Annotated in this window: 19 protein-coding genes; 13 read left to right on the forward strand and 6 right to left on the reverse strand. The window is 39.1% G+C overall.

What is annotated here, in order from left to right; translation table 11 throughout:
• Positions 1-502: 502 nt before the first annotated feature.
• The 9 genes from uvrC to DZC72_RS06790 all read left to right on the forward strand — a co-directional run bounded on the left by uvrC (position 503) and on the right by DZC72_RS06790 (position 14,132).
• Positions 503-2,290 carry an excinuclease ABC subunit UvrC gene (uvrC, locus tag DZC72_RS06750; protein WP_125222086.1) on the forward strand — a complete coding sequence of 596 codons (1,788 nt, stop codon included), beginning with the start codon at positions 503-505 and terminating at the stop codon, positions 2,288-2,290.
• A complete protein-coding gene (locus DZC72_RS06755; protein ID WP_125222087.1) occupies positions 2,274-4,574 on the forward strand; it encodes a patatin-like phospholipase family protein in 2,301 nt (766 codons plus the stop codon). Before uvrC ends, DZC72_RS06755 begins: the two co-directional genes overlap by 17 nt.
• A gap of 329 nt (positions 4,575-4,903) precedes the next feature.
• On the forward strand, positions 4,904-5,683 hold the full coding sequence (locus DZC72_RS06760) for a DUF3108 domain-containing protein (RefSeq protein ID WP_125222088.1): 780 nt from the start codon (positions 4,904-4,906) through the stop codon (positions 5,681-5,683).
• A 6-nt stretch (positions 5,684-5,689) separates the two neighbouring features.
• Complete coding sequence (locus DZC72_RS06765; protein WP_125222089.1) at positions 5,690-6,658, forward strand: tryptophan 2,3-dioxygenase family protein; 969 nt, start codon at positions 5,690-5,692, stop codon at positions 6,656-6,658.
• 4 nt (positions 6,659-6,662) lie between these two features.
• Positions 6,663-7,949 carry a M23 family metallopeptidase gene (locus DZC72_RS06770; protein ID WP_125222090.1) on the forward strand — a complete coding sequence of 429 codons (1,287 nt, stop codon included), beginning with the start codon at positions 6,663-6,665 and terminating at the stop codon, positions 7,947-7,949.
• Complete coding sequence (gene pgi / locus DZC72_RS06775) at positions 7,936-9,573, forward strand: glucose-6-phosphate isomerase (RefSeq protein ID WP_125222091.1); 1,638 nt, start codon at positions 7,936-7,938, stop codon at positions 9,571-9,573. The genes DZC72_RS06770 and pgi overlap by 14 nt, the downstream gene beginning before the upstream one ends.
• A 170-nt stretch (positions 9,574-9,743) precedes the next feature.
• The gene (locus DZC72_RS06780; RefSeq protein ID WP_125222092.1) at positions 9,744-12,998 is read left to right on the forward strand and encodes a TonB-dependent receptor; all 3,255 of its coding nucleotides are present in this window, start codon (positions 9,744-9,746) and stop codon (positions 12,996-12,998) included.
• Between the two features lie 88 nt (positions 12,999-13,086).
• Positions 13,087-13,524, forward strand: a complete 438-nt coding sequence (locus DZC72_RS06785) for a hypothetical protein (RefSeq protein ID WP_125222093.1) — start codon at positions 13,087-13,089, stop codon at positions 13,522-13,524.
• Positions 13,525-13,535: 11 nt separating this feature from the next.
• Positions 13,536-14,132, forward strand: coding sequence for a 3-keto-disaccharide hydrolase (locus tag DZC72_RS06790; protein ID WP_125222094.1), 597 nt, complete (start codon positions 13,536-13,538; stop codon positions 14,130-14,132).
• Between the two features lie 13 nt (positions 14,133-14,145).
• Here DZC72_RS06790 and DZC72_RS06795 read toward each other — a convergent pair whose 3' ends face one another.
• Entirely contained in the window at positions 14,146-15,183 is a 1,038-nt protein-coding gene (locus DZC72_RS06795; RefSeq protein WP_243641666.1) for an endonuclease/exonuclease/phosphatase family protein, read from the reverse strand.
• Between the two features lie 193 nt (positions 15,184-15,376).
• On the opposite strand from DZC72_RS06795, the gene DZC72_RS06800 reads away from it, so the two are divergent.
• Together DZC72_RS06800 and DZC72_RS06805 are read left to right on the forward strand one after the other, a co-directional pair.
• Complete coding sequence (locus DZC72_RS06800) at positions 15,377-18,118, forward strand: carboxypeptidase-like regulatory domain-containing protein (RefSeq protein WP_125222095.1); 2,742 nt, start codon at positions 15,377-15,379, stop codon at positions 18,116-18,118.
• Between the two features lie 56 nt (positions 18,119-18,174).
• A complete protein-coding gene (locus DZC72_RS06805; protein ID WP_125222096.1) occupies positions 18,175-19,500 on the forward strand; it encodes a DUF5689 domain-containing protein in 1,326 nt (441 codons plus the stop codon).
• 2 nt (positions 19,501-19,502) lie between these two features.
• On the opposite strand, the gene DZC72_RS06810 is transcribed toward DZC72_RS06805, so the two are convergent.
• On the reverse strand, positions 19,503-19,892 hold the full coding sequence (locus tag DZC72_RS06810; protein ID WP_125222097.1) for a response regulator: 390 nt from the start codon (positions 19,890-19,892) through the stop codon (positions 19,503-19,505).
• Between the two features lie 191 nt (positions 19,893-20,083).
• Positions 20,084-20,494 (reverse strand): response regulator, encoded by a 411-nt coding sequence (locus tag DZC72_RS06815; protein ID WP_125222098.1) that lies wholly within the window; start codon positions 20,492-20,494, stop codon positions 20,084-20,086.
• Between the two features lie 844 nt (positions 20,495-21,338).
• Between DZC72_RS06815 and DZC72_RS06820 the strand changes: the two genes are divergently transcribed.
• On the forward strand, positions 21,339-21,803 hold the full coding sequence (locus DZC72_RS06820) for an ankyrin repeat domain-containing protein (protein ID WP_125222099.1): 465 nt from the start codon (positions 21,339-21,341) through the stop codon (positions 21,801-21,803).
• 52 nt (positions 21,804-21,855) lie between these two features.
• Positions 21,856-22,638: a nitrilase family protein gene (locus DZC72_RS06825; protein ID WP_125222100.1), complete on the forward strand. Its 783-nt coding sequence runs from the start codon at positions 21,856-21,858 to the stop codon at positions 22,636-22,638.
• Here DZC72_RS06825 and DZC72_RS06830 read toward each other — a convergent pair.
• Genes DZC72_RS06830 through DZC72_RS06840 form a run of 3 tightly spaced genes read right to left on the reverse strand, consistent with a single transcriptional unit; the run spans position 22,621 to position 25,537 of the window.
• Positions 22,621-23,295 carry a hypothetical protein gene (locus tag DZC72_RS06830; protein WP_125222101.1) on the reverse strand — a complete coding sequence of 225 codons (675 nt, stop codon included), beginning with the start codon at positions 23,293-23,295 and terminating at the stop codon, positions 22,621-22,623. The genes DZC72_RS06825 and DZC72_RS06830 overlap by 18 nt on opposite strands.
• Positions 23,296-23,301: 6 nt before the next feature.
• Positions 23,302-24,918, reverse strand: a complete 1,617-nt coding sequence (locus DZC72_RS06835; RefSeq protein ID WP_125222102.1) for an Ig-like domain-containing protein — start codon at positions 24,916-24,918, stop codon at positions 23,302-23,304.
• Positions 24,919-24,961: 43 nt separating this feature from the next.
• Positions 24,962-25,537 (reverse strand): ComF family protein, encoded by a 576-nt coding sequence (locus DZC72_RS06840; protein WP_243641668.1) that lies wholly within the window; start codon positions 25,535-25,537, stop codon positions 24,962-24,964.
• Positions 25,538-25,675 lie beyond the last annotated feature (138 nt).

Raw genomic sequence — 25,675 nt, forward strand, 5'->3', positions numbered from 1 at the left:
AAAATGATTTGAAGTACCTTGGGCACTATTTAATCTTTTCCTGCCACAGCAAAGAAAACTTTAAAAAATAACATTAAGATGAGGTAGGTTCCGAGTGTTAAAATGTAGCTTTCCATATATTAAACAAAAAGTATTTGAGGTTCCGTTTCAGTTTAAATGTAAGTAAAAAAATTATTAAATCTCCTTGAAAAGCACATTTTTGTCGTTAAAAAGCACAATTTTATATGAAAATTAACAGATAAGAGAATATAAATTTCATCTATAATAATATAATTCCCTAATAATCAATATTTTACACAAAACCACATAGAATCAATCTTTTTTTAATTCCAATTTGACAAACTACCGTTAATTTTTTGAACAATTCCAACAATTGTTTAGCCACCATCCTTTATATCGTAATTCTTTTTTTTTGAAGTTAAAATACCTAGAAAATTTTAGCTGTTTCAAGAAAAGCATGTAAATTCAAATCCATCGATTTAAGAATTAGTTCAAAAGTAGTATGTCCCAAATTCCAATTGACGTCCAGTTAACCGCACTGCCCAATGGACCTGGCGTGTATCAGTTTTATGACAAGGACGATAAAATTTTGTACGTTGGGAAGGCGAAAAATCTAAAAAAGCGGGTTTCGTCCTATTTTAATAAAAATCATGAATACGGGAAGACAAGGGTACTTGTTAAAAAAATACGGGGCATCAAGCACATTGTTGTGCCAACGGAGTCAGACGCGCTTTTACTAGAAAACAATCTGATTAAGGAATACAAACCACGCTATAATGTTTTGCTCAAGGATGATAAGTCCTATCCGTGGTTGTGTCTAAAGAATGAGCGGTTCCCAAGACTGTTTCCCACAAGACGCGTCATAAAGGACGGTTCTGATTATTATGGCCCCTATACTAGCATGAAGACGGTTAGGACACTTTTGGACCTTATAAAAAGTGTGTATCCGCTCAGGACCTGTACGTATGATCTGTCCAATGAGAAAATTAAGGCAGGTAAGTATAAGGTCTGTTTGGAATACCATTTGGGCAATTGTAAAGGACCATGTGAAGGTCTTCAGAGTTCCGAGGAATATGATAGACAGATTGCCGATATAAAGGAAATCATAAAAGGGAATTTTAAGTCTTCTCTTCAATATTTCAAGGGTCAAATGAAATCCTTGGCAGAGGAGATGCGCTATGAGGAGGCCCAGCGTATAAAGGACAAGATCGATGTTCTTGAAAATTACCAAGTAAAGTCTACTATCGTTAACCCAAAAATTAGCGATGTGGATGTATTTACGATAATTTCCGATAGCGCCCTTGCCTATGTGAATTTTCTTCAATTGTCCCACGGATCTATTATCAGGTCCCATACCATGGAGATCAAAAAGAAATTGGATGAATCTGATGAAGACTTACTTCAATTGGCCATCGTGGAAATCAGACAGCGATTCAATTCGCAGTCCAAGGAACTTTATCTTCCTTTTGATGTTGCATTGGATGCAACCTTAAAAATAACCATACCAAAGCTTGGTGACAAAAAACGTTTGCTGGAACTATCTGAACGAAACGCCAAATTTTTCAGACAGGAACGGTTTAATCAAATAAAGATCATTGACCCTGATCGACATACCAATAGGATTATGGCCCAAATGAAGAAAGATTTGAGATTGTCCGAAGAGCCCAGGCATATAGAATGTTTCGATAACAGTAATATACAAGGCACCAATCCCGTGGCGGCCTGTGTCGTCTTTAAGGATGGCAAACCAAGTAAGAAGGACTACAGACATTTTAATATAAAGACCGTAACGGGACCGGACGATTTTGCTTCTATGGAGGAGGTTGTATTCAGAAGGTATAAAAGGCTCTTGGAGGAGGAGGAACCATTACCTCAATTGATAATAATTGATGGGGGCAAGGGTCAGCTCTCCTCGGCATTGAAAAGTTTGGATGCTTTGGGTCTTCGAGGCAAAATAGCGATTGTAGGCATTGCGAAGCGGCTTGAGGAGATATATTTTCCGGAGGATTCCATTCCGCTTTACCTGGATAAAAAATCGGAAAGTTTGAAGATTATCCAACATTTAAGAAACGAAGCTCACAGATTTGGTATAACTTTTCATAGAAATAAAAGGAGCAAAAGTGCTATCAATTCAGAATTGGAAAATATTGAAGGGGTAGGTGAAAAAACAGCACGGGATTTGTTGAAGAAATTCAAATCCGTTAAACGGATCAAGGAAGCTTCCTTAGAACATTTAACCGAAGTAGTGGGTGCTTCCAAGGCAAAAAAAATATATGGTTCGTTTCATTGAATTAGAAATATGGGCACGATGGATAGGCAAGGGTGCTGTATTGCTCCTTTTGTTTCTTTTTACCTTGAATTGCCCGGGTCAAAACCATGAATCAAAAAAACAGAAAGTTGGACTCGTACTCAGTGGGGGTGGTGCCAAAGGATTGGCGCATATTGGGGCCTTAAGGGTAATTGAGGAAGCGGGTGTAGAAATTGATTATGTTGGCGGAACCAGTATGGGTGCCATTGTGGGGGCATTGTACGCCGCAGGATACACGGCGGATCAATTGGATTCTATTTTTAGGGCGACGGATTTTGTCAATTTGATTCAGGATAATTTGCCTAGGAACGCCAAGACCTTTTATGAGAAAGAAGATTCCGAACGCTATGCATTGACATTGCCTTTTGACAATTTCAAGGTCAGTGTACCTACTGCATTTTCAGGAGGGCAGAACATTTACAACGAACTTGTCAGGTTATTGTACCATGTAAAGGACGTAAACGATTTTTCCCAGCTTCCGATCCCTTTCGTCTGCATTGCCACGGATATTGAAACAGGCGAGGAAGTTGTCCTGGATTCAGGTTACTTACCACAGGCCATAATGGCCAGCGGTACCTTGCCATCCTTGTTTGAGCCCTCCAGTATTGACGGCAGGGTCTTGATCGATGGTGGAGTCGTCAATAATTATCCAATTGATAAGGTAAGAAATATGGGTGCGGATGTAATTATTGGCATTGACGTGCAGCACGATCTTTCCAAAAGGGACGCTCTATTGTCCGCAACGGAAATATTATCACAGATCAATAATTACAGGACCGTAAGGGATATGATGGAAAAGTCCAAAAAAACGGATATTTATATAAAACCGGATATTGAAGCCTTTTCAGTAATAGAATTTGACAAAGCTGACGCGATTATTGAAAAAGGGGTAACCGCGGCCAAGGAAAAACTCGAAGATCTTAAAGAGATTTCAAGCAAAGGGACCGTGGTTAGGAACCCAATAGACTATAAAGGCCTCAACGACTCCATAACCATCAATAGATTGATCATTAATGGCAACAACCAACATACAAGGGGGTATGTGAAGGGAAAGCTTCGGTTTAATTTGGCAGAACCAATCACGTTCAAAAAACTACAGCAGGGAATTAGCAATTTGACCGCTACCGGTAATTTTACCACAAATAGGTACAAATTGGTCTCTAATGGTCCCGGGGAGGATTTGATAATGCGATTGGATGAGACCCCTAATACCTTGTTCATTAGGTTGGGCGCGCACTATGACGATCTTTATAAAAGTGCCGCGATAATTAATTTCACAAAAAGAAATTTGGCCCTACAGGATGATGTAGCCTCCTTTGACCTTATTCTTGGGGACAATGTTAGGTACAATTTTCAATATTATGTGGACAAGGGATCCTATTGGAGCTTTGGGTTGAACTCAAGGTTCAGTGCCTTTACGCAGGACATAAACTTTGATTTGATACGTCAAAATTTTGATGTACCCTTTGGAACGAACTTGAACAACTTGAACCTTGATGTCTCTGACTTTACAAGTCAACTGTACATTCAAACGGTTCTTAGGGAGGAATTTGCCTTTACGCTGGGAGCGGAATATAAATATTTGAAATACAGCACACGAACCATTGAACCCTTTTCCGGGGTAGAGGAAAATCTTACTAATACCGCTTCGGATGAACGGTTCTATTTCGAAAATGGGAGCTTTTTTAGTGTATTTGGAAATTTAAAGTTGGACACCTATGACGATAGGTACTTTCCAACTAGGGGATTGTATTTTGATGGGGATATGCATTACTATATTCTTTCATCGGACTTTAATCAGAATTTTAAGGATTTTTCAATTTCCAAGGCAAAATTAGGAGCCGCTTTCCCAATATTTAAAAATCTTTCAATGAACATAGAAACCGAAGGTGGCTTTAAATTGGGAACCTCAGGCGTAACAACCTTCGATTTTGTTTTGGGAGGATTTGGGACGGACCTGATAAATAATTTCACCCCATTTTTTGGATATGATTTTTTAAGTCTTCCCGGAAATAGTTTTGTTAAGGCCTATGGAAGGCTCGACTTTGAATTCTACCCCAAAAACCATTTACTTTTGGCGGCGAATTACGCCAATGTGGAGGATGATATATTTAGAACGGGAGAATGGTTTACCGCCCCGGATTTTTCTGGCTATGGAATTGGATATGGTTGGGAATCTTTTATTGGGCCAATCCAGGTACTCTATTCTTGGTCCCCAGAGGCAAATAATTCAAACTTTTTTTTCAGCATTGGCTATTGGTTTTGATTTGTAAAGTTAGGTATTACGGGCAATTTTCTTAAGGGATTCATAAATCTGACTCTTAAATGTGAATTACTGTTAAGTTGAAAGTTAAAGTAAGTTAAAACCTACCCTAGAAGAAGAGTATGTTTTAATTTTACCGACGTAAGGGGTGGTTCCCTTACAACTTTAAGTATTGGTTTTTCATAATTTAAAGTTTGGTTGGTTATTTAGGAAAAGCCCAGTTATACGACTGGGCTTTTTTTGTGCAATACTTTGGAATAAATTTTGTTTAAGTTATTGTAAGGATGTTTTTCATGAAAAACGGAATAGTATTTTTACATAAAATTAATGATATGAAAAAGGTGTTGGCCATACTGCTTTTTATAGGTACAAACATGCTATTCTCACAAGCACGGCAATCTGCCTTTAAATCTGGGGAATGGCTCAAGTTCAGAATGCATTATGGTTTCCTGAACGCCAGTTATGCTACCCTTCATGTAAAAAATGCGACCATCGATTCCATTCCGGTCTACCATGTTGTAGGCCATGGCGAGACCACTGGATTTGCAAGTATTTTTTTTAAGGTGGATGACACCTATGAAAGTTATTTTGACAAGGAAGATGGCAAGCCTTACAGATTTATAAGAAAGATAAATGAAGGGGGGTATACGAAAGATGTGGAAATCAACTTTGACCATACCAATGACAAAGCCATACTTAATGATAAAAAAAACAATAAAAAGTTTAATTTTGACCTTCAGGACAGTATACAGGATTTAATTTCCGCCTTTTACTATTTAAGGAACAATTATAATCCCGAAGACTTGGTAGTGGGTGAGGCCATTGACTTAAAAATGTTGTATGATGATGATGGTGTTTTCAATTTCAAATTAAAATACCTAGGGAATGAGATAGTTAACACCAAGTATGGAAAAGTGGAATGTCTGAAATTTAGGCCCTATGTGCAATCCGGCAGGGTCTTTAAGGAGCAGGAGAGCTTATCTCTTTGGGTTTCCAATGACGATAATCGTATTCCTATCAGGATTAAAGCAGATTTAGCGGTTGGTGCCATTAAGGCAGATTTGGATGGTTATAATGGTCTAAAGCATCAATTCAAGATATTAATGGATTAATTTAGAATGGAGGACAAGGAGCGGGTCAAATCTCAAATTTTAAAACTTGAGGAAAAGTATAGGGATTCTGGCCAAGATCTTAGCTCTTACTTGGATGGGTTATTATATCAACGATATTTGACCTATTGGGACTACATCCACTTGGATACCCTACTTAGCCTTCAAGTGCCAAGAACGCATTTTCCTGACGAGGAAATCTTCATTATGTACCATCAGATAACCGAGTTGTATTTTAAACTCATTTTGCACGAGCAAAAACAATTGGTGGACGACAAATCCCAGAACCTTGATTTTTTTGTAGAAAGACTTCGGCGAATAAACAGTTATTACACGGCGCTTATTTCTTCCTTTAGTATCATGATAAAGGGTATGGAACGGGAACAGTTTCTTCAATATAGAATGGCCCTTTTGCCCGCTAGTGGATTTCAGTCGGCACAATTCAGAATGATCGAGATTTATGCCACACCGCTTGAAAATTTGGTGCATGAGTCGCAAAGGGAACAGTTTTCTTCGGACAATACCGTAGAGGAACTTTACGAAAATATCTATTGGAAAAAAGGGGCAACGGATGTTTCAACGGGAGAAAAGACCCTGACCTTAAAGCAATTTGAATATAGGTATACTCCTAGATTGGTGCGTACGGCAAAGCAATTGTTAAACAACACCATCTATCATAAATACTTAGCTTTGCCGGATCAGGCTAGAAAAAACAAAGAGTTGCTCGAAGCATTAAAGACGATGGACCTTAACGCTAACGTAAATTGGCCATTGATGCACATGGGCTCCGCCCATCGATACTTAGGAAAGGAATCCGGGGATTTGAGCGCTACCGGTGGAACAAATTGGAAAGAGTATCTTCCGCCCAGTTTTCAAAAAATAGTGTTCTTTCCAGGGATACATACGAAAGAGGAATTAAACGAATGGGGCAAACAATGGGTAGACCATATATACAACCCCAATAAAATAAATACTTAGACTCATGCGAAAATATTGGGGCATAATATTTACGTTGGTTTTGTTAGGGGCATGTCAAGAAGAAAAGGTTGTCGTAAACCATGATGCATTAAAAATCAGTCCTATCGAAGATCCTATAGTTACAAGATTTGGTTTTAATTTCAAGGAATTCAACGTACATCATGACACTATCAAATACGGTGATAGCTTTGGGGAGCTGATGCTAAAAAACAAGGTGGAATATCCTAAAATAGCGACAATCTCAGAAAAATTCCGGGATACCTTTGACGTTCGAAAAATACGTGTTGGCAAACCATATTTGATACTTAAATCAAAGGATACTTCTGAACAGGCGCAAGTCTTCATATATCAAAATAATCCCATTGATTATACCGTAGTGGACTTTAGGGACAGCGTACAGGTTTATAAAGGTAAAAAGAGAGTGAAGTATGTGGAAAGGGAAGTTTCCGGTATCATAGAGACCAATTTGTCAGAGGCCATTTTGAATCAAGGTATAGATTACAGTGTTACGCACAATCTTGCCAATGTTTTTGCCTGGACAATAGACTTTTCAAGACTTCAAAAAAACGATAAGTTCAAGATTATCTATAAGGAGAAATATATCAATGATACTGTTTATGCAGGTTCTGAACCTTTGAATGCCGCCTTTTTTGAACATAATGGAATTCCTCTTTATGCGTTTGCCTATGAAGCCGACTCTTTAAAAAATCAAGTGGACTATTATGATCATGAGGCCAATAACCTTAGACGCGCCTTCCTCAAAATGCCTGTGGAATTTGGTAGATTGTCATCTAGATATAACCTAAAACGAAGAATTCGGTACTATGGTTATAAAGTAAGACCCCATAAAGGAACGGATTTTGCCGCACCTATTGGAACCCCAATACTAGCCACTGCAGATGGTACCGTAACGGAATCTACCAGGAGGGGCGGTAACGGGAAATATGTAAAAATCAGGCATAACGAGACCTATTCCACCCAATATCTGCACATGAAAAACCAGAACGTGAAAAAGGGGCAGTTCGTGCGTCAAGGCGATGTCATTGGTTGGGTCGGGATGACTGGAAATACCGGAGGACCTCACGTATGTTATCGCTTCTGGAAAAATGGCAAACAGGTAGACCCTCTAAGGGAGGAACTACCACAGGTGGAACCCCTTGCCGAGGCTTTGAGACCAGCTTTCTATGCCCACATAAATCCTATAAAGGAACAGCTGGATTGCATAGTTTTCCCAGAAAAGATCGAAGAAGATGAATTGCTAACACTTAATGAAATAGATGGCACTAAATAATATTGACCCAACGACCACCAATGCTTGGAACAATCTAAAAGAACACTATAATACTACAAAAGACCTACACATTAAGGAATTGTTCAGTAAGGATGAATTGCGGGCCGAGCGCTTTAGCATAACTTGGAACGATTTCCTCTTGGATTATTCCAAGAACAGGATAACTACAGACACTTTACAATTGCTATTGGATTTGGCCGAAGAGGTCGGTTTAAAGGGAGCCATTGCGAAGTATTTTAAGGGTGATGAAATAAATCAAACCGAAGGTAGGGCCGTATTGCACACCGCTTTGAGAGCAAAGGAAACAGACGCCATTTATGTGGATGGCATAAACGTGGTTCCGGAAATTTATGAAGTAAAAAGGCATATAAAGGAATTCTCAGAGTCCGTTATAAATGGCAATAGCAAAGGCTATACAGGAAAGAATTTTACAGACGTTGTAAATATTGGTATTGGAGGGTCTGATTTGGGGCCCGCTATGGTGACCGAAGCCTTAAAATTCTATAAGAACCATCTGAACGTTCATTTTGTCAGCAATGTGGACGGGGACCACGTTCATGAGGTCTTGAAAACCCTAAATCCTGAAACTACCTTGTTTGTAGTGGTATCTAAAACTTTCACCACACAGGAAACCTTGAGTAACGCCACCACTATCAAAAAGTGGTTCTTGCAATATGCCTCACAAGAGGATATAGCAAAACACTTTGCTGCTGTTTCTACCAATACTGAGAAAATAGCCGAATTTGGCATTTCAGATACCAATGTTTTCCCTATGTGGGATTGGGTAGGAGGAAGATTCTCATTGTGGAGTGCCGTAGGACTTTCCATAGCCCTTGCGGTTGGTTACGAAAACTTCGATTCCATGTTACAGGGAGCCAATGAAATGGATGTCCATTTTAAGGAAACGGAATTCAAGGAAAACCTACCGGTATTGATGGCACTCTTGAGCATCTGGTATAATAATTTTCATCAGGCCGAAACAGAAGCTATCATTCCGTATACCCAATATTTAAGCCGATTTTCCGCTTATTTGCAACAAGGAATCATGGAAAGCAACGGTAAGAGTGTTGGCAGAAATGGGAAACGGGTCAACTATGAAACGGGAACTATTATATGGGGAGAGCCTGGCACCAACTCACAACACGCTTTTTTCCAGTTGATACACCAGGGAACCAAACTTATACCTGTAGATTTTATCGGCTTTAAAAAATCCTTGCATGGGGATTCCGACCATCATAATAAGCTAATGGCAAATTTCTTTGCCCAAACGGAAGCTTTGATGAACGGAAAAACCCTTCAAGAAGCGATTGCAGAATTACAAGAAAAGGGCACCCCTAAAAAAGATGTCGAACAATTGGCTCCCTTCAAGGTTTTTGAAGGCAACAAGCCTACAAATACCATCATGATAGATATCTTGACACCTAAAAGCTTGGGGGCATTAATCGCCCTTTACGAGCATAAGATTTTTGTCCAGGGTATCATTTTGAACATCTTTAGTTATGATCAATGGGGGGTTGAATTGGGGAAGCAGTTGGCGGGGACTATTTTAAAGGATATAGAGGGTGATAAAATTGCGCCACATGACAGTTCTACATTACGACTATTGCAATATTTTAAGAGTTGATCTGCACTATTCTTATTTTGAAATATAAGTTTATAACTTCTTCATAATCAGTCTTTTTTTCTTATTTATTGTAGTAAATTTAACATGGTGATTTAACGTTCCCTTAACGTTGAAAGTCTAAAAATACGAGATTTTTGCACCGGTTTAAAAACTAACAAATACAAGAAAAAATGAAAAAAATCTACTTTGCAATTGCGGCATTTCTACTGACCGTAACTGCGTTTTCACAGGGGGTAACTACCTCAAGTATGCAAGGTACTGTTTCTGATGAGGCAGGTGAATCCTTATTCGGAGCGAACATTGTTGCGACCCATACTCCTTCTGGAACCGTATATGGGGCCATTTCAAATGAGGAGGGACGATTTTACCTGCCAAATATTCGTGTAGGGGGACCTTACACGGTAAAAGTAACTTATGTTGGTTTTCAGGATAAGACTTTTGAAGGGATAACCCTTGGTTTGGGCCAAAGTTACAACCTTAAGGTCAACCTATCAGAAGGTGTCGAACTAGAAGAGGTGGTTGTAACCTCGCAAAGAGGGGAAATTATCGATCCTGATAGAACGGGACCAACAACAAACCTTTCAAGAGAAAAAATTGATGCATTGCCTACTATTAGTAGAAGTATCAATGACTTTACAAGGCTTACTCCGCAATCAAATGGTACTTCGTTCGCTGGTACTTCAAGTCGTTTCAACAATTATACCATTGATGGAAATATTTACAACAACAACTTTGGACTTGGATCAGGTCAGTTTGCAGGATCTAACCCAATTTCCTTAGACGCAATTGAGGAAGTACAGGTAAACCTTGCCCCTTTTGACGTGCGTTTGGCTGGTTTTACTGGTGCATCCGTAAATGCCGTTACAAAATCAGGAACCAACGAATTTAAGGGTTCTGCATATTATTATTTAAGGAATGATCAGATGCAGGGTAATAAGTTAAGGGACTTAGAGCTAAACCGTGGAGATGCTCAAAATGATATAAAGGGTGTTAGTCTTGGAGGACCCATTGTAAAGGACAAACTTTTTTTCTTTGTAAGTTATGAAGAGGAGCAGGAAGCGGTACCAGGTTTTACAAGACAAGCTGCGAGAGGTGGATTAACTCCAGATGGTTTAACTATTTCTAGGGTTCCCGCTTCAGAATTGGATTTTATTCGTGAAAGCATGCAAAGTCTTTATGGTTATGAGACCGGTCCTTATGAAAATTATCCATTTGCTTCAGAACAGACAAGGTTCAATGCACGATTGGACTACAACTTGAATCAAAACAATAAATTCTCTTTACGCTATAATAGATATGCTTCAGCTGAAGATGTGTCCATTAATGGTAACTCAAATCGATTCTTGGCAACTCGTTATAGAAATACAGATAGGTTTGGCATAGAAGCAATTACTTTTGCCAATGCCAATTACACCAATGATCGTTTGGTAGAGTCCTTGGTAGGTGAATGGAATGCTAAGGTGGCGGACAATATGTCCAATCAATTGAATATAGGTTACACGGCTATTAGGGATCCAAAAAGAGGGATTCCCGGAGGTCAGGATTTTCCGTTTATAGAAGTGTTGGAACCGGATCCTTCTGGCAACCTATTGTACTATACTGCATTGGGTAATGAATTGTTTACGGTAGGAAACCTATTGGAAAACAATGTTTTCAACGTAACCAATAACTTCTCCATATATTCAGGAGACCACACATATACAATTGGTGCAAACTTTGAGTATATGACCTTTAAAAATGCCTTTAACCCTGTATTCAATGGTTTTTATAGGTTTACCAGTTATGACAGTTTCGTAGAGACCGTTATCAACCGTACCCCAGGAGCTTATCCAGACGCTTTCGCCAAAAGTTTTGCCTTGGATGGTTCAACAACACCTCCAGTGGATGAAACCAACTTTGGTCAGTTTGGTGTCTATTTTCAAGATGAGTATCAAGTAAATGATAATTTCAAATTGACAGGAGGTTTACGAGTTGATTTTCCTTTCTACGCAACTGATATTCCAAGGAATACACTTTTGGATGATTTGAACAAAACCTTCACTGATGGGGATGGAAATACCTTTACTCCTGATGTAAGCCAGTTCCCTAAAGTTAGACCATTGTGGTCTCCAAGAGTTGGTTTCAACTGGGATGTGAACGGGGAAGGCAAGACTCAGTTACGAGGTGGAACCGGTATTTTTTCTGGTCGTATCCCTTTCGTGTGGTTGAGCAATCAGGTCAATGGATCTGGTGTTGTACGTGGTGGTCTTGGTTTTGAAGGACAGGACGCTGTGGACTTTTTAGGCCCTAACTACCAGTTCAATCCAGACGTAACTTTTGGAAACCCAGCGAATCCAGGTCAAACTTTGTCCAATGAGTTGAATCTCACTGATCGTGATTTCAAATTGCCACAGGTTTGGCGTACGAATATTGGTGTAGATCAACAATTGCCTTGGGGCATTACGGGTACTTTGGACTTTATCTATTCCAAGGACGTTTCTACGCCTATTGTTTATAATCCTATATTAAGAGAGCCAGATGGAAATTTAGCTGGTCCTGATCAACGTCCTTATTGGGATGGAGGATATTCCAATGATGCCGATTTCCGAAATGTGTTCTTATTGACAAATGCGGAGGAGAAAGCAGACTACTATTCATTTACGGCCCAACTTCAAAAGCAATTCGATAATGGTTTTTATGCAATGATCGCATATACTGCTTCAAGGGCCAGGGATTTGGATGCATCCGGAGGGTCTCAGGCCGGTTCTCTATGGACTGCCACCGTACAGGAGGATAGAAACAAACCAAGATTGGGATTTGCTTCTTTTGACCAACCTAACCGTTTTATTGCCAATTTAAACTATCAAACAGATAACACTACCATCGGATTATTTTGGCAAGGTGGGGAAAATGGAAGGTATAGCTACACATATTCTGGAAACTTTGGAGATAATTCAAATAGGTTAATATACATTCCAAATGACGCTTCTGAGCTTAATTTTGAAGAATATACTGCTGATGGTGTATTTATTTCAGAACAAGCCCAAATCAATGCATTGAACAATTATATTGCACAGGATGAATATTTGAGTGAAAACCGTGGAACTATTGCCGAAAGAAATGGTGCAAAATTACCATGGGTCAATCGTTACGATTTAAGAATCACGGAAGATATTAATCTGACAAAGGACAATAAAAATAAGATTCAGTTGTCTTTGGACTTCTTGAATATTGGTAATATGTTCAATTCAGATTGGGGCGTTCCTCAATTCGCATTGCAAAATAATATATTAAACTATCGAGGTAGAAATGCCGCTAATGAGCCAATTTACAGATTGAATACGATATCTGGAACTTCTGAATTGCCTAGGGAGAGTTTTAGACCTTCCACTAGTTTAGGAGACACCTGGAGACTACAGGTAGGAATCCGTTATCTTTTCAACTAGTATTTAATAACTAAATTGGAACCCCGCTTTTTGCGGGGTTTTTTATGCCTAAAATTCATTATTTTTAAAATTCATTTAAAACAATAGTATGTACGAAACTATTCAAATGCTGCATTCCTATCTGGCCTATGTAGCATTGGCAATATTGATCATTGCCGTAATAAATGCCATTAGCGGATTGATTAGCAAAAGGGTTTTCACTATGAACAAGGACCTTAGATTAAGTCTCTTCACTTTGATAATCTGCCACATTCAATTATTGGTAGGCCTTATTCTGTACTTTATTTCCCCTAGCGGATTGAACGCCATCCAGGAGTTTGGTATGGGAGGACTAACCTCCGCGGCCAGATTATTGGCCGTTGAACATCCCTTTATAAACATACTGGCCATTGCCGCCATAACGATAGGATGGTCCAGGCACAAAAAATTTGTTGAGGGCGATAAAAAGTTCAAGAGTATAGCCATTTTTTATGGAATAGGTCTGATATTGATTTTAAGTAGGATTCCATGGAGTCAGTGGTTTTAAGAATTAGGGGCATGAAGAAATTATTGGCTATCGTTTTATTGATTTTTTGTGGCAGTCTCCTTAAAGCCCAAAGTATTTCCTTGTTCAACGGTGAAAATTTAGATGGCTGGGAAGTTTTTGGAACCGAAAAATGGTATGTGGAAGACGGACTTTTAATTTGTGAAAGTGGGCAAGATGCTGGCTATGGATATTTGGGCACTGAAAAGGAATACAAAAACTTCATTCTCGTTTTGGACTTTAAACAGGAAGCCGATGGGAACAGTGGAGTTTTTATTAGGTCCAGTGTTGAAGGAACTACTGTCAGTGGTTGGCAAGTGGAGGTCGCACCACCGGGCAAATTTACGGGAGGAGTTTATGAGTCTTATGGAAGGCAATGGTTGAAGAAACCAAAGCCTGAAAAGGATGGGGCCTTAAAATTTGGGGACTGGAACCACATGACCATCAAGGTGGATGGCAAACAAATAACCTCATGGCTCAACGGTACGGAAATGGTTTCCTTTAAGGACCGAATAATTGGTAAGGGGGAAGGTTCCGTTCTTCTTCAAATTCACGATGGAGGGGGTATCAAGGTGAAATGGAAAAATATTGAATTGACGCCTTTGGATTAAGGCAGACATCTCTCTACTTAACTTCCCTTATCAAATGCACAAATACAGGGAAATGGTCACTATAGCCCCCAATATAACTTCCGCCAGCGTAGGTACGTAAAGGATAGCCCTTATACATTCCTTTTGGGTCGATTAAGTATGGTGGGTTAAAAACATCTGCCTTCCAAAATCGGTATCCTTTTGGGTTGTTGACTAAATTGGCGGTTAGGTATATTTGGTCAAAAAGGTTCCATTGGTCCCTGTAGGCCAGAGAACCGATACCTTTTTTGAATAAATTTTCCATGGGCCCAAAGAGACCTAAGGAATCCAGCTGTTTCTCCTTACCCCTTACCTTCAGTATTTTCTTAAAGCTGGGACTTATGGGGTCGTCGTTAAAATCGCCCATACTAATAATCTTCGCACTTGGGTCTAGATAACGCAAAGAATCAATAATTCTCCAGTTCAATTCCGCCGCCTTCAATCTATAAGGCCTGCTTCTGAGTTCTCCGCCGCTCCTTGAGGGCCAATGGTTCACGATAACATATATCTTTTCGTTGTCCAAAAGACCCTCCACCACCAATTGGTCCCGAGTGTAATCCCTAAACCCCTCTTCATTCGTCAACAGCAATCTTCTGCTTACAAAGGAAATAGGGATAAAAGAGGACTTTGCAAAAAGGAGACCTACATCAATTCCGCGTTCATCGGGGGAGTCGAAATGCACGATTCCATATTGCCTTTTTTTAAGCAAGGGATGATTGATCAAATCCTCAAGTACGGTTCGGTTTTCTGCCTCACAGACACCAAGCAAGTCAGGACCCGATGGGTTATTATCGGAACCTATATCGGATAGGACTCTGGATAAATTTTCAATCTTTTTCCAATAGCGATCTTCGGTCCAGTTATCCTTTCCGGTAGGTGTCCTGTCATCGTCAAACACCAAACTGTCATTGGTGGTGTCGAACAGGTTTTCAAGATTATAGAAGGCGATGGTCCGTATTTGATATTCCTTTTTATCCTGACCAAAGCCGAACAGTGAGCACAATAGGATATAAAATAAGCTAACCTTCTTCAAATGACTAATTTTAAGTTTACGCATAAATAGTTGAACATAAACCTTTGGTAAAGGTAATCTGCCGCTCCACAAAAACCTCTTTATTAGCGGTCATTAGAACCGAAATATATGGTTTTTAAGCAAAAAAAACGAGTTAAACCATTGTTTTTAAATATATTAGGATACCATTAATTTTTTGCACTAACCAACCACCATGTACAAGGGCATATTCCTTATACTGATTTTTGTCTTTTTCAATACCACATTCGGGCAAACAGGTTATTCCGTCTCCGGAACTGTTTTCAATGAAACTAATGATGCGCCCATTGAAGGAGCCAAGATTAACATTGAAGGACATGGTTTGGAAACTAGCACAAATATAGAAGGGTCATTTTTGTTGCGGACAGACTTGATCGGGGAATTTATTATAAGGATTGCCTATCAAGATTATGAATCTAAAAGGATTCCGGTTCTTCTTGATGGAAAGGAACTGGATCTTGGAATAATAGTTTTAAAAAGGGATATCTCCTTTGAACAACAGGATAATCTGATCACCCTTACCGATGCAGAACTGCTGGATGATGAATCCACCTCCAACGCTTTGGGACTTTTACAGGCTACCCGAGATGTTTTTCTAAGTAGGGCCGCATTTGATTTTGGTCAGGCTTTTTTTAGGGTTCGAGGGTACGATGCCCAAGAAGGGGAGGTGCTGTTGAACGGTGTCCCCATGAACAAATTGTTCGATGGTCGCCCCCAGTGGAATAACTGGGGAGGGCTGAACGATATTACTAGGAACCAGGAATACTCGAATGGACTCGATGCTTCGGACTATACCTTTGGAGGTATATTGGGCAATACCAATATCGATTTGAGACCTTCCGGATTACGAGCGGGAACCCGTATTTCAACATCGGTATCCAATAGAACCTACAAGGGTAGGTTAATGGCTACCTATAATTCTGGTAGAAAAGAAAATGGATTGGCCTACGCACTATCCGGATCTAGAAGGTGGGCAAAGGAAGGTTTTATTGATGGAACTCTTTACGATGCATATTCTTTAAGCGGTCTGTTGGATTATGAGATTAATGACAACCACAGTTTTTTGCTATCGGGCATATTTACCACCAACAGGAGGGGGAGGTCATCGGCGATTACAGAGGAAGTATTCGATTTGGTCGGAAAAAAATACAATCCGTATTGGGGGCTACAGGATGGAAAGATCAGGAACTCAAGGGAACGATTCATTTCAGAACCCATGCTCATGTTCAATTATTTTTATACTACGAACAAATTAAACCTCACTCTTGGTATGGTCTATCAAAATGGCAATCATAAACGAAGCAGGTTGGGGTACTACAATGCCCCTAATCCAGACCCAACATACTACAGATACCTTCCCAGCTTTTATATCAACAGTCCCATTGGTGCGAATTTTATCAGTGTAGAAATGGCCAAGAATAGTTTTCTAAGAGATCCGCAGTTGAATTGGCAAAATGTGTACAATGCCAATGCCAATTCGTCCTTGGCAGGTGAAGCAGTCTATATGCTCTACAATGATGTGGCTTCGGATGCGCAGTTTACGGCCAATTTGAACGGTAATTTCCAATGGAACCCCAACATAAAAGTCGATTTTGGTATCATGAACCGTTATTTAACTTCTAAAAACTTCGCCGAAGTGGATGATTTATTGGGGGCCGAATTTCACAGGGATATCGACCCTTTTTCCGATACCAGAAATGACCTCGATTCCAATTTGGAAAAAAGGGAAGGGGATGTCTTTGGTTATAACTACACATTTAATGCATCTGAACTTAGGGCCTATTCGCAAATTCAGGTCGATTTGAACAAGTGGAAGTTCTTTTTGGCTGGCCAATTCAATCAGAAAGCATATCAAAGAACAGGTAAATTTCAGAATGAACGGTTTCTGGAAAATTCTTTGGGCGCAAGCAGGAACATAACTTTTTCAAATTTTGGGGTCAAAGGGGGTCTTACCCATGCGATAACGGGAAGGCATTGGGTCACTATGCAAGGGGCATTGATCAAAAGGGCACCGCTGCTTCAAAATGTTTTTGTGAACCCAAGGGAGTCAAATGCCCTAGTTCCCAACGTACGTACGGAAACCGTTTCCACCTTGGATGTCAATTATTTCCTTCGTTTACCCAATCTTACCGGTCGGATAACCGGTTATTATACCCGATTTCAAGACCTTACCGATATCAACTTCTTCTTTGTCGACTCCGGTGTTGGGTCGGATTTTGTCCAAGAGGTATTGACGGATTTGGACAAATTGCACCTTGGAACGGAATTGGGGCTGGAATACCAGGTATCCTCAACGGTAAAACTGTCATTGGTTTCTTCCACCGGAAAATATGTGTATGCCAGTGATCCTTCGGTGACCATTAATTTCGATACCGCATCGGCGGAGGAAGAACTGATTAATGTCCAGGGATTCCAGGATTTGGGGCCTGCAAAGCTAAAGGGATATAAATTGGGTCAGGGACCACAACAAGCCTTTGCCTTCGGCATGGAATATAGGGATCCCAAGTACTGGTGGGTAGGTGTCACCGCCAATTACCTTGCAAATAACTATGCCAATATTTCCACAATAACGAGAACGGATAGCTTTGTTTTGAACCCTGAGACGGGGCAACGTTTTCCCGAGGCAACAGAAGAAAATGTGGAAGCACTTTTGGAACAAAAACGCTTGGACAACTTTTACCTTTTGAACCTTGTAGGGGGGAAATCGTGGTTGAAAAATGGAAAGTACCTAGGTGTTTTCGCCAGTGTGACCAACTTGTTCGATGCTACTTTTAGAACCGGTGGCTACGAACAAAGCCGCAATGGCAACTTTGGTCAGTTACGACAGGACAATTTGAGCGGTACCCCTTCCTTTGCGCCAAAATACTGGTATGGTTACGGAAGGACCTTCTTTCTAAATATAGCCCTAAGTTTTTGATGACACTTCTTTCTAAAACATACTACCGGTTCATTATACATACCATATTCTTACTTATGGCATGTATGTTTTTGGCCTGTGTTAAGAGCAAGGATTTTCAGGAATTACAGCCCTCTTGTGAGACAGATTTAATAGCGAACATCAGTATCCAGGAGCTTAAGGATTATTATCAGGGTGAAACGATTCAAATTCTGGAGGATTGGGTCATCGAAGGATATGTGATTTCTTCCGATACCGAAAACAATTTTTTCAGCGTGCTGTATTTTCAGAACACGCCAAGTAACCCCACCGATGGACTTCAGATAGAAATAGACATGCGGGATTCCCATCTATTTTTTGAGGTTGGGAGCAAGATCCTGATCAAGCTAAAAGGATTGTACTTGGGACGTACCAGAAATCAGTATAAAATTGGCGGCGTATTTACCTCCTTTGGGAATATATCCGTTGGGCGATTGCCATATAACCAAGTATTTGAGCATGTCTTTGTAGCCTGTGGTGAAGGAGCTGCTTTGCAACCAGATTTAATTACAATTCCGGACTTGAGGGATATCAATGCAGGCACATTGGTCCGATTTGAAGATTTGGAGTTTTCAGCCGAAGAAATGGGTAAAACCTTTGCCGAAAAAGAGGCCGAAACGGAGCGTCTACTGGTAGATTGCGAGGATAACGAGTTGGTATTGGTAAATAGTGGTTTTGCCGATTTTCAATCCATTTTGCTACCTGAAGGTCGCGGAAATATCACCGGGGTCCTCGTTAAGGACGGAAACGACTTTAAATTGGTCATAAGGGATTTGACCGATATCGAATTTGACCAAGATAGGTGCGAGGATTTCGTGGATGAATTTACTTCCAACACTATTTTCTTTTCGGAATTGGCGGACCCAGATAATAATCCAGAAGCCAGATTTTTGGAATTGTATAATTCGGCTTTAGAGCCCTTGTCACTCAAAGGTTGGCAAATCCTTCGGTATACCAATGACAGTGAAACCGTAAGTGCTACAACGGATCTATCAGAATATACCATAAATGGGGAAAGTACTTTACTGATATCGCCCAATCCATCGGTATTTGAACAAGTTTATGGGTTTTTACCTGATATGGATGCTGGAACCAATTCACCCGCGGATTCCAATGGTGACGACAACCTAGTATTGATGGATCCATTTGGAACTATTATAGATACTTTTGGTGTACCCGGACAGGACGGAACAGGTACCAACCATGAGTTTGAGGATGGTCGTGCCCTACGAAGATTGGAAGTAACGGAAGGGCGTCCCGCTTATAAGTTTTCTGAATGGGAAATATTCAATGATTCCGGGGAGGCGGGTACGGTTAATTCACCTCAACTGGCTCCAGGGGATTTTTCACCAGGAATAAGATGATTTTACTTAATATTTTTCAAAGATTCTTCCATTAAGGGCTTCACTAAATAGGATGTTACCGAGGGAAATTGATGTGCCTTGGTCAAATTCTCCGGACTTATAAAGGAACTCACAATATAAACCTTTACATCTTCACGCTGATGCTTGGGAATGTTCTGAAACTCCTCCAAAAAGCCCCATCCATCTTTGTTGGGCATATTAAGGTCTAAAAAGATAATTTCCGGTAAGGGAATGTTTTCGATCAAAAGCCCAATAAGACTGTCTATGGCTTCCTGCCCATCTGCATACCACAGAACGTTTTCACAAAACTTAATGTCCTTCATGAGTTTTTTTATGTTAAATGCAAAAAACTCATCATCATCAATTATACAACAACTAGAAATCTTACTCATTAAAGGAATTATTTGCCCAAATGGTTTTCTTGAAATTTATATCTAAGTAAAAATTATTGATCAGATATAATAGCTACTAATTAAGGTTAAATAGTATGTTTTGGACCTCATTTAAAATTAGCTACTATAATCAATCACCTAAAATTTTGGGTAAAGCTATAAAATAATGGGTAGATCTTGACTGATAATAGTCATCTTTTAGTTTTTAAGGTTTGTACAACATTTTCCAGGTCATTGGGGGTAATGGGTTTTAGGATATACTTATTGACAACTTTGTAGTTTTTTACTTTTTCCAAATCCCTGGGGTTTACGGAAGAGCTTAAAATATAAATGAGGGTCCCATAAAGTTTATCGCCGTGTAACCTAATAAATTGGTCTAAAAACTCCCATCCGTCCATTATCGGCATATTTAGGTCCAAAAAAATGACATCCGGGATTTTTTTCCCTAATGTGCAAATTTGATCTAACCCCTCCAGTGCTTCTTGCCCATTGCTATATACGATTAGGTCCTCATAGAAATCGGTTTCTTTCATAATTCGCTTGGTTCCATATATAAATATGGGATCGTCATCTATTATACAACACCTTCCGACTTTATTCATAACTAAGATTTCACTTTTTATTCGCTTGTAAACGTTTTGTTTTTGTCTGGTCTACTTTTTTCGCAAAATGGGAACTTCCATTTTCCTTTCTTATCTCGGAAAAGGTTTATTAGTGTTGCCTATTGAATTTACATTGCTATTTCTTGAAAAATGACAACAGAATAAACTTTTGCCGAAATATCGGTCGCTTCTGATTCATATTTAAATTCAAGTGCTTGGTCAGGTTAAATCCCAATCTAAAGGATAGGGAACAAAGTAAAAAAAAGCAATTAAAACACACATGGATATACACAAATAAATATGCAAAATTATCGGAGCGAACCTTTATGGTATGCTAATTTTAATTTTTCATGGAAGTATAATGTATATCCAGTAGGATTTATTTTTAAATATTTTTTGGCCCTTATGGCATTTTTACCAATTAACCTAAGGCATTTTACTGTTTTTGTAGTTTCTATAATGGCAATTATTCTGTGATCTCTTTTCTTTAGTTTTAGTTCCGATTATCTTTGTCAAAAAGTTTTTGCAATCCGTATAGTACCAGGTGTTATTTGTTATAAATGTTATGTAATTTGAATTGAAATGCCTGTTTTTTGTACCTGAACCTATATGACAGTCAATCCGGTATTCCAAAAAGATACTTTTTAACAAGGTTTATTAGAAAATAGGAATTTTCATCGAGTATTTAGCGTTTATTAAGTATAAAATGTTTCCTTTAGCAAAAAAGGGATGATTAAATGTGCTAGGAAATGTGGACTAATTATTGAACGTTTGTCCAGAGGTATTGCCAAAAATAAAGCGTGTGAATTTAAAATAGTCCAGCATTCATTATTTTTTAAGAGATATGAAATTTACCATTTACGATCAAATTAGGAGTGGAGATTTGGAAGGAGTAAAGAAATCCTTAACCATTGAACCGGAACTTGTCAATTCCAGGGATGAAAGGGGGTCTACCCCGCTGGTATTGGCCACATACTATAACCAATTGGGAATAACGCAATTATTACTTGAATCCGGGGCGAACATAAATGCCACGGATGCCGCTGGCAATACACCTTTAATGGGTGTATGTTTTAAAGGTTATTTGGAGGCTGCAAAACTATTGATGGACAATGGTGCTAAAATGGACGTGCAAAATACAATGGGTGCAACCGCACTTATATATTCGGCAATGTTCGATAAATTTGAGCTAGCCCAACTTCTGGTTGATAATGGAGCGGACAAAACAATTAAGGACCAAAGGGGAAATACGGCCTTGGACCATGCCAAGACAAAAGGGAATCCTAAGCTAATTGAATTATTGAAATGATACTTGCAAGGACGCAACCTTTAAAAGGAATATTTGAACCACATTATTTAAAATGAAAAACGAACTTAAGCTTGCCTTGGTCCAGTCTCCAATTATTTGGGAACAGCCAGCACTAAACAGGGATTACTTTTCCTCTAAGATTGCCACCCTAAAAAATGCCGTGGACGTAATCGTGTTACCTGAAATGTTTACCACTGGCTTTACAATGTCTCCTGAAAACTTGGATGCCAAGGAGGGTGGTATTACCCTAACATGGATGCAGGAAAAAGCAAAGGAACTAAATACCGCAATTTGTGGGAGTATAGTTTTTTCAGAACGCGGTTTATATTTCAACAGATTATTTTTTGTAACCCCAAAGGGAGAGGTCCATCAATATAACAAAAGACACACATTTACCTTGGCCGGTGAAAACGAAAAATACCAAGCCGGTAAGCAGCATTTGATTTTGGATTATAAAGGATTTAAAATGAATCTTATGATTTGTTATGATCTACGATTTCCAGTTTGGAGTAGGAATACCGTTGATTATGATGTTCTGCTATATGTAGCAAACTGGCCGAAACCGCGCATTGAAGCTTGGGATACCTTATTAAAGGCAAGAGCTATCGAAAACATGAGTTATTGTATTGGGGTAAATAGGGTAGGAAGGGATGAAAAGGGTCTTGAATATGTAGGTCACTCCGCTGTATATGATTCGCTTGGTCAACAATTAGTTTTTTCGGAAAAGGAAGAAATTCTTGAAATTATTTTGGATAAAGCACATATTATCCAAACAAGGGATAATTTAAAATTTCTTTATGATAGGGACAATTTTGAACTAATTGGAATTAATTAAGGAAAAAAGTGTAACCAAGTCTTCCTCTTTTTTAAGTGATAACTTTTCTTTTTTAAGGATTTCCAAAAAGTTAGAAGGTAATACTGATTTCATGGATTTTTTATTTTTCGGTACCTGCACTGCCTCACCACCATTCTCATTAAAATAGTAATCATTTAATATTTCTACTCTATCAACGCTTTCTAAATTCAACAATTTAGCATCTGAAGGCGCTCTAATTATTTTGACATCAAAAACTTTATATAGGTTGTATTTTCCTTTGAAAAGGATTTCGGCGAAAATTGCTTTATTCCTTTTTTCTATTTTAAGGGGAACAAAACTCTTGTTATTAAGAGTAACTTCTATTCCGTCGGTAGTGAACAAGGCAGAAATTTCCTTTTCCCCTAAAATCTCGATTTCACTGTGGTATGCATTAAAACGTGCAAGAAGTTTAATCTTTTTATTGTTGGATAAATTAACAATAGTAGCTTGTTCCCATTCTTCATTTAAATATATGCTGCCAACAATCTTATTGCCGCTTGTTTCGGAAACCCGTAAAAATGGAACATCCAAATTTCCCATTTGAAGGGTACCTCCGTCTTCATTCACATAATTTGGTTGTGAAAAAAGGGAACAGTAAACAAGTAGAAAATATCCAATAAAAAAAATTCTTATCATACTAGTTCAATTTAGTATTGTAAAAGAAATATTCTCTATCCAATTGGCACGCATCTCAATTGTATTGGGGTAGTATGAAACCTTTTCCGGTTGAACTCCCTTCAGGTAGTTTCCCGTATCCCATTGGCCGTTATTGTTGGCATCGAATATAGCTCGAATTAAATATTTCCCGGGTTTTATGTGATTGAATTCAAAAACTTGGGCTTCCTTTGCAATCTGTTTTCTTTGTACCTCCCCTTTTTCATTCGTCAATTCCAAAATGACGGGATATTCTATGGAATCGCCACTTAAACTAACGGTAAGGTTCCCATAGTCAGCAAAACTCTTGGTGTTTAGGTTAAAATTTATAGAATCGTTCGTGGTTCCAAAAAAATCGGCTACTGCACCGGGAAGCATTTGTATTTTGTATTTTTCATTGGGACCTACTTCAAAATTGAAATTTACCTGATTACCCAAAGTATCTAAGGCTACCGTATGCATCATCTGTAGGGTATCCTGTTTGAAAAGCTTAAACTTGGTACTGTCAATGGAGCTAATAGGGGTATTGGCCCAAAGTGAAAAACGCTCTTCAAAATTCATGGTTCCCGTTTGGCTAGGGGTCAATTTAAGGGAATCTATTCCCACTTTTCTGCTCTTCACATTAAAAGTATCTATCAGTTTAAGACTTTCGTTTCTAACGGTAAAAAGAAGGGAATCCATGTCATAAGGTGTAAACCAGAAATTTAATGTATCCTTATCCCTTTCTTTTAAGATTTTGTAGCTTACGGTATCTGGTATAGTGGAAATGGGACTTATCTCCATCCTCTTTCCATCACCGTAATACCCAAAGATTATTTTATTTTTTGCGGCGAAAGTAGGTACGGTAATTCCGTAATCAGGTACTTCCTTAAAAAGATTGAGCAGGTAAATGGAATCCGTGGGCAAATGGATCGTATCGTTGATAAATCCTATTTTATCCGTATTCTGGTCAAAAACGTTGTTCTTTGCTTGGTCCTTTACCCCAAAAAGGGCGTAGGTTCCTTCTTTTAAGTTTTTCAAATTGAAGATGATGGCACTGTCCAAGGTATTGGTAATGTAGTTAGGTGGCCTCTTAAATATCGTAGAATCTGTGTAACTTGAATCTATACTATAAAGCATGACACTTATAAAATCGTCTGGCTCCTTGTTGAAGGCGTCCTTGACCACACCTCGCAGCTCCAAAGAGTCTATATAATTGCCCGTTGAAAACACATAGGTTAGAAATGGGTTGGGGTTTCCTTCGTTATTGTCCACAATACTTTGACCGAAGTTTATGGTATAGGTTGTATTTTCTTTTAGAGTATCCTGTATTACGATTTCGACGAACTTGTTGGCACCGCCTTGCGGACTTAACAAAGGCTGATATTTTAGCGGGGGCGATACAATCAGTTGTTCTTGTACTTTTTCCAATTTCACCAACTCGTCAAAATAGAGCCGTATTTTATCCCCCTTGAAATTAACGCTCATGTTTTCCGGTTCGGCACGTAGCAGAACGGGCGGGGTAACATCTTTGGGCCCTCCTGTGGGCGTTCCCTTTCTCGCGCATTGATAAAATGCAGTAATAGAGAGTAAAATGAATATGTAGCCTAGGATTCTACGTAACATAGGATAATATTATAGGGCAAAGAAACGATATATTCCTTAGAATCTAATCCACAATTGCAATGCTTGCCAAGAACAGGGAAGTGCCACCTATTTTTAAAAGTTCCCCAGCACAGAGTTCCATTGTGGCACCTGTAGTGATTACATCGTCGACTAGCAAAATAGTTTTATTTTCCAACAAATGGGCGTCAATCACTGTGTACAATGATTTGTTATCATACCACCTAGCCAAGCGGTTCTTTTTTGTCTGTGTTCTTGTATTGGCGGTTTTGATCAGTACATGATCTAAATATTGGGAGCCTAAATGGGTTGCCAATTGTATTGCAAAAAGGGCTGTTTGGTTATAACCCCTCTTCCTGAGTTTTATTCTGTGTAGGGGAACAGGAATGACAAAATCCACTTTTGGGAGATGGTTGTTTTCCACTAATATCTGTCCATACCAATTACCTAGAAATTCACCAATTTGCTCTTGGTTCTTATATTTTAGATGGTGAATGAGGTTCTTTACGATGCCATGATCCGTAAAATGAAGGAATGAACTCGCTTTTTTTATGTTAATTCTACCATAAAAGATACGATCTACAGGGTTTTCTTCGTTAAAGGTATAATCGGTGAGTGGCAATTGATGTCGACAAACGGTACACAAGAGCTTCTCTCCTCTAGTTAATCGATCATTACATCCAAAACATGTATGAGGAAATAGGAGGGTGTTTATATCATTTGCTATATTTGAAAGCTTGGTGAGAAACAATTCTTGCTA

The sequence above is a fragment of the Maribacter algicola genome (assembly GCF_003933245.1).
Classification (GTDB): Bacteria; Bacteroidota; Bacteroidia; order Flavobacteriales; family Flavobacteriaceae; genus Maribacter; species Maribacter algicola.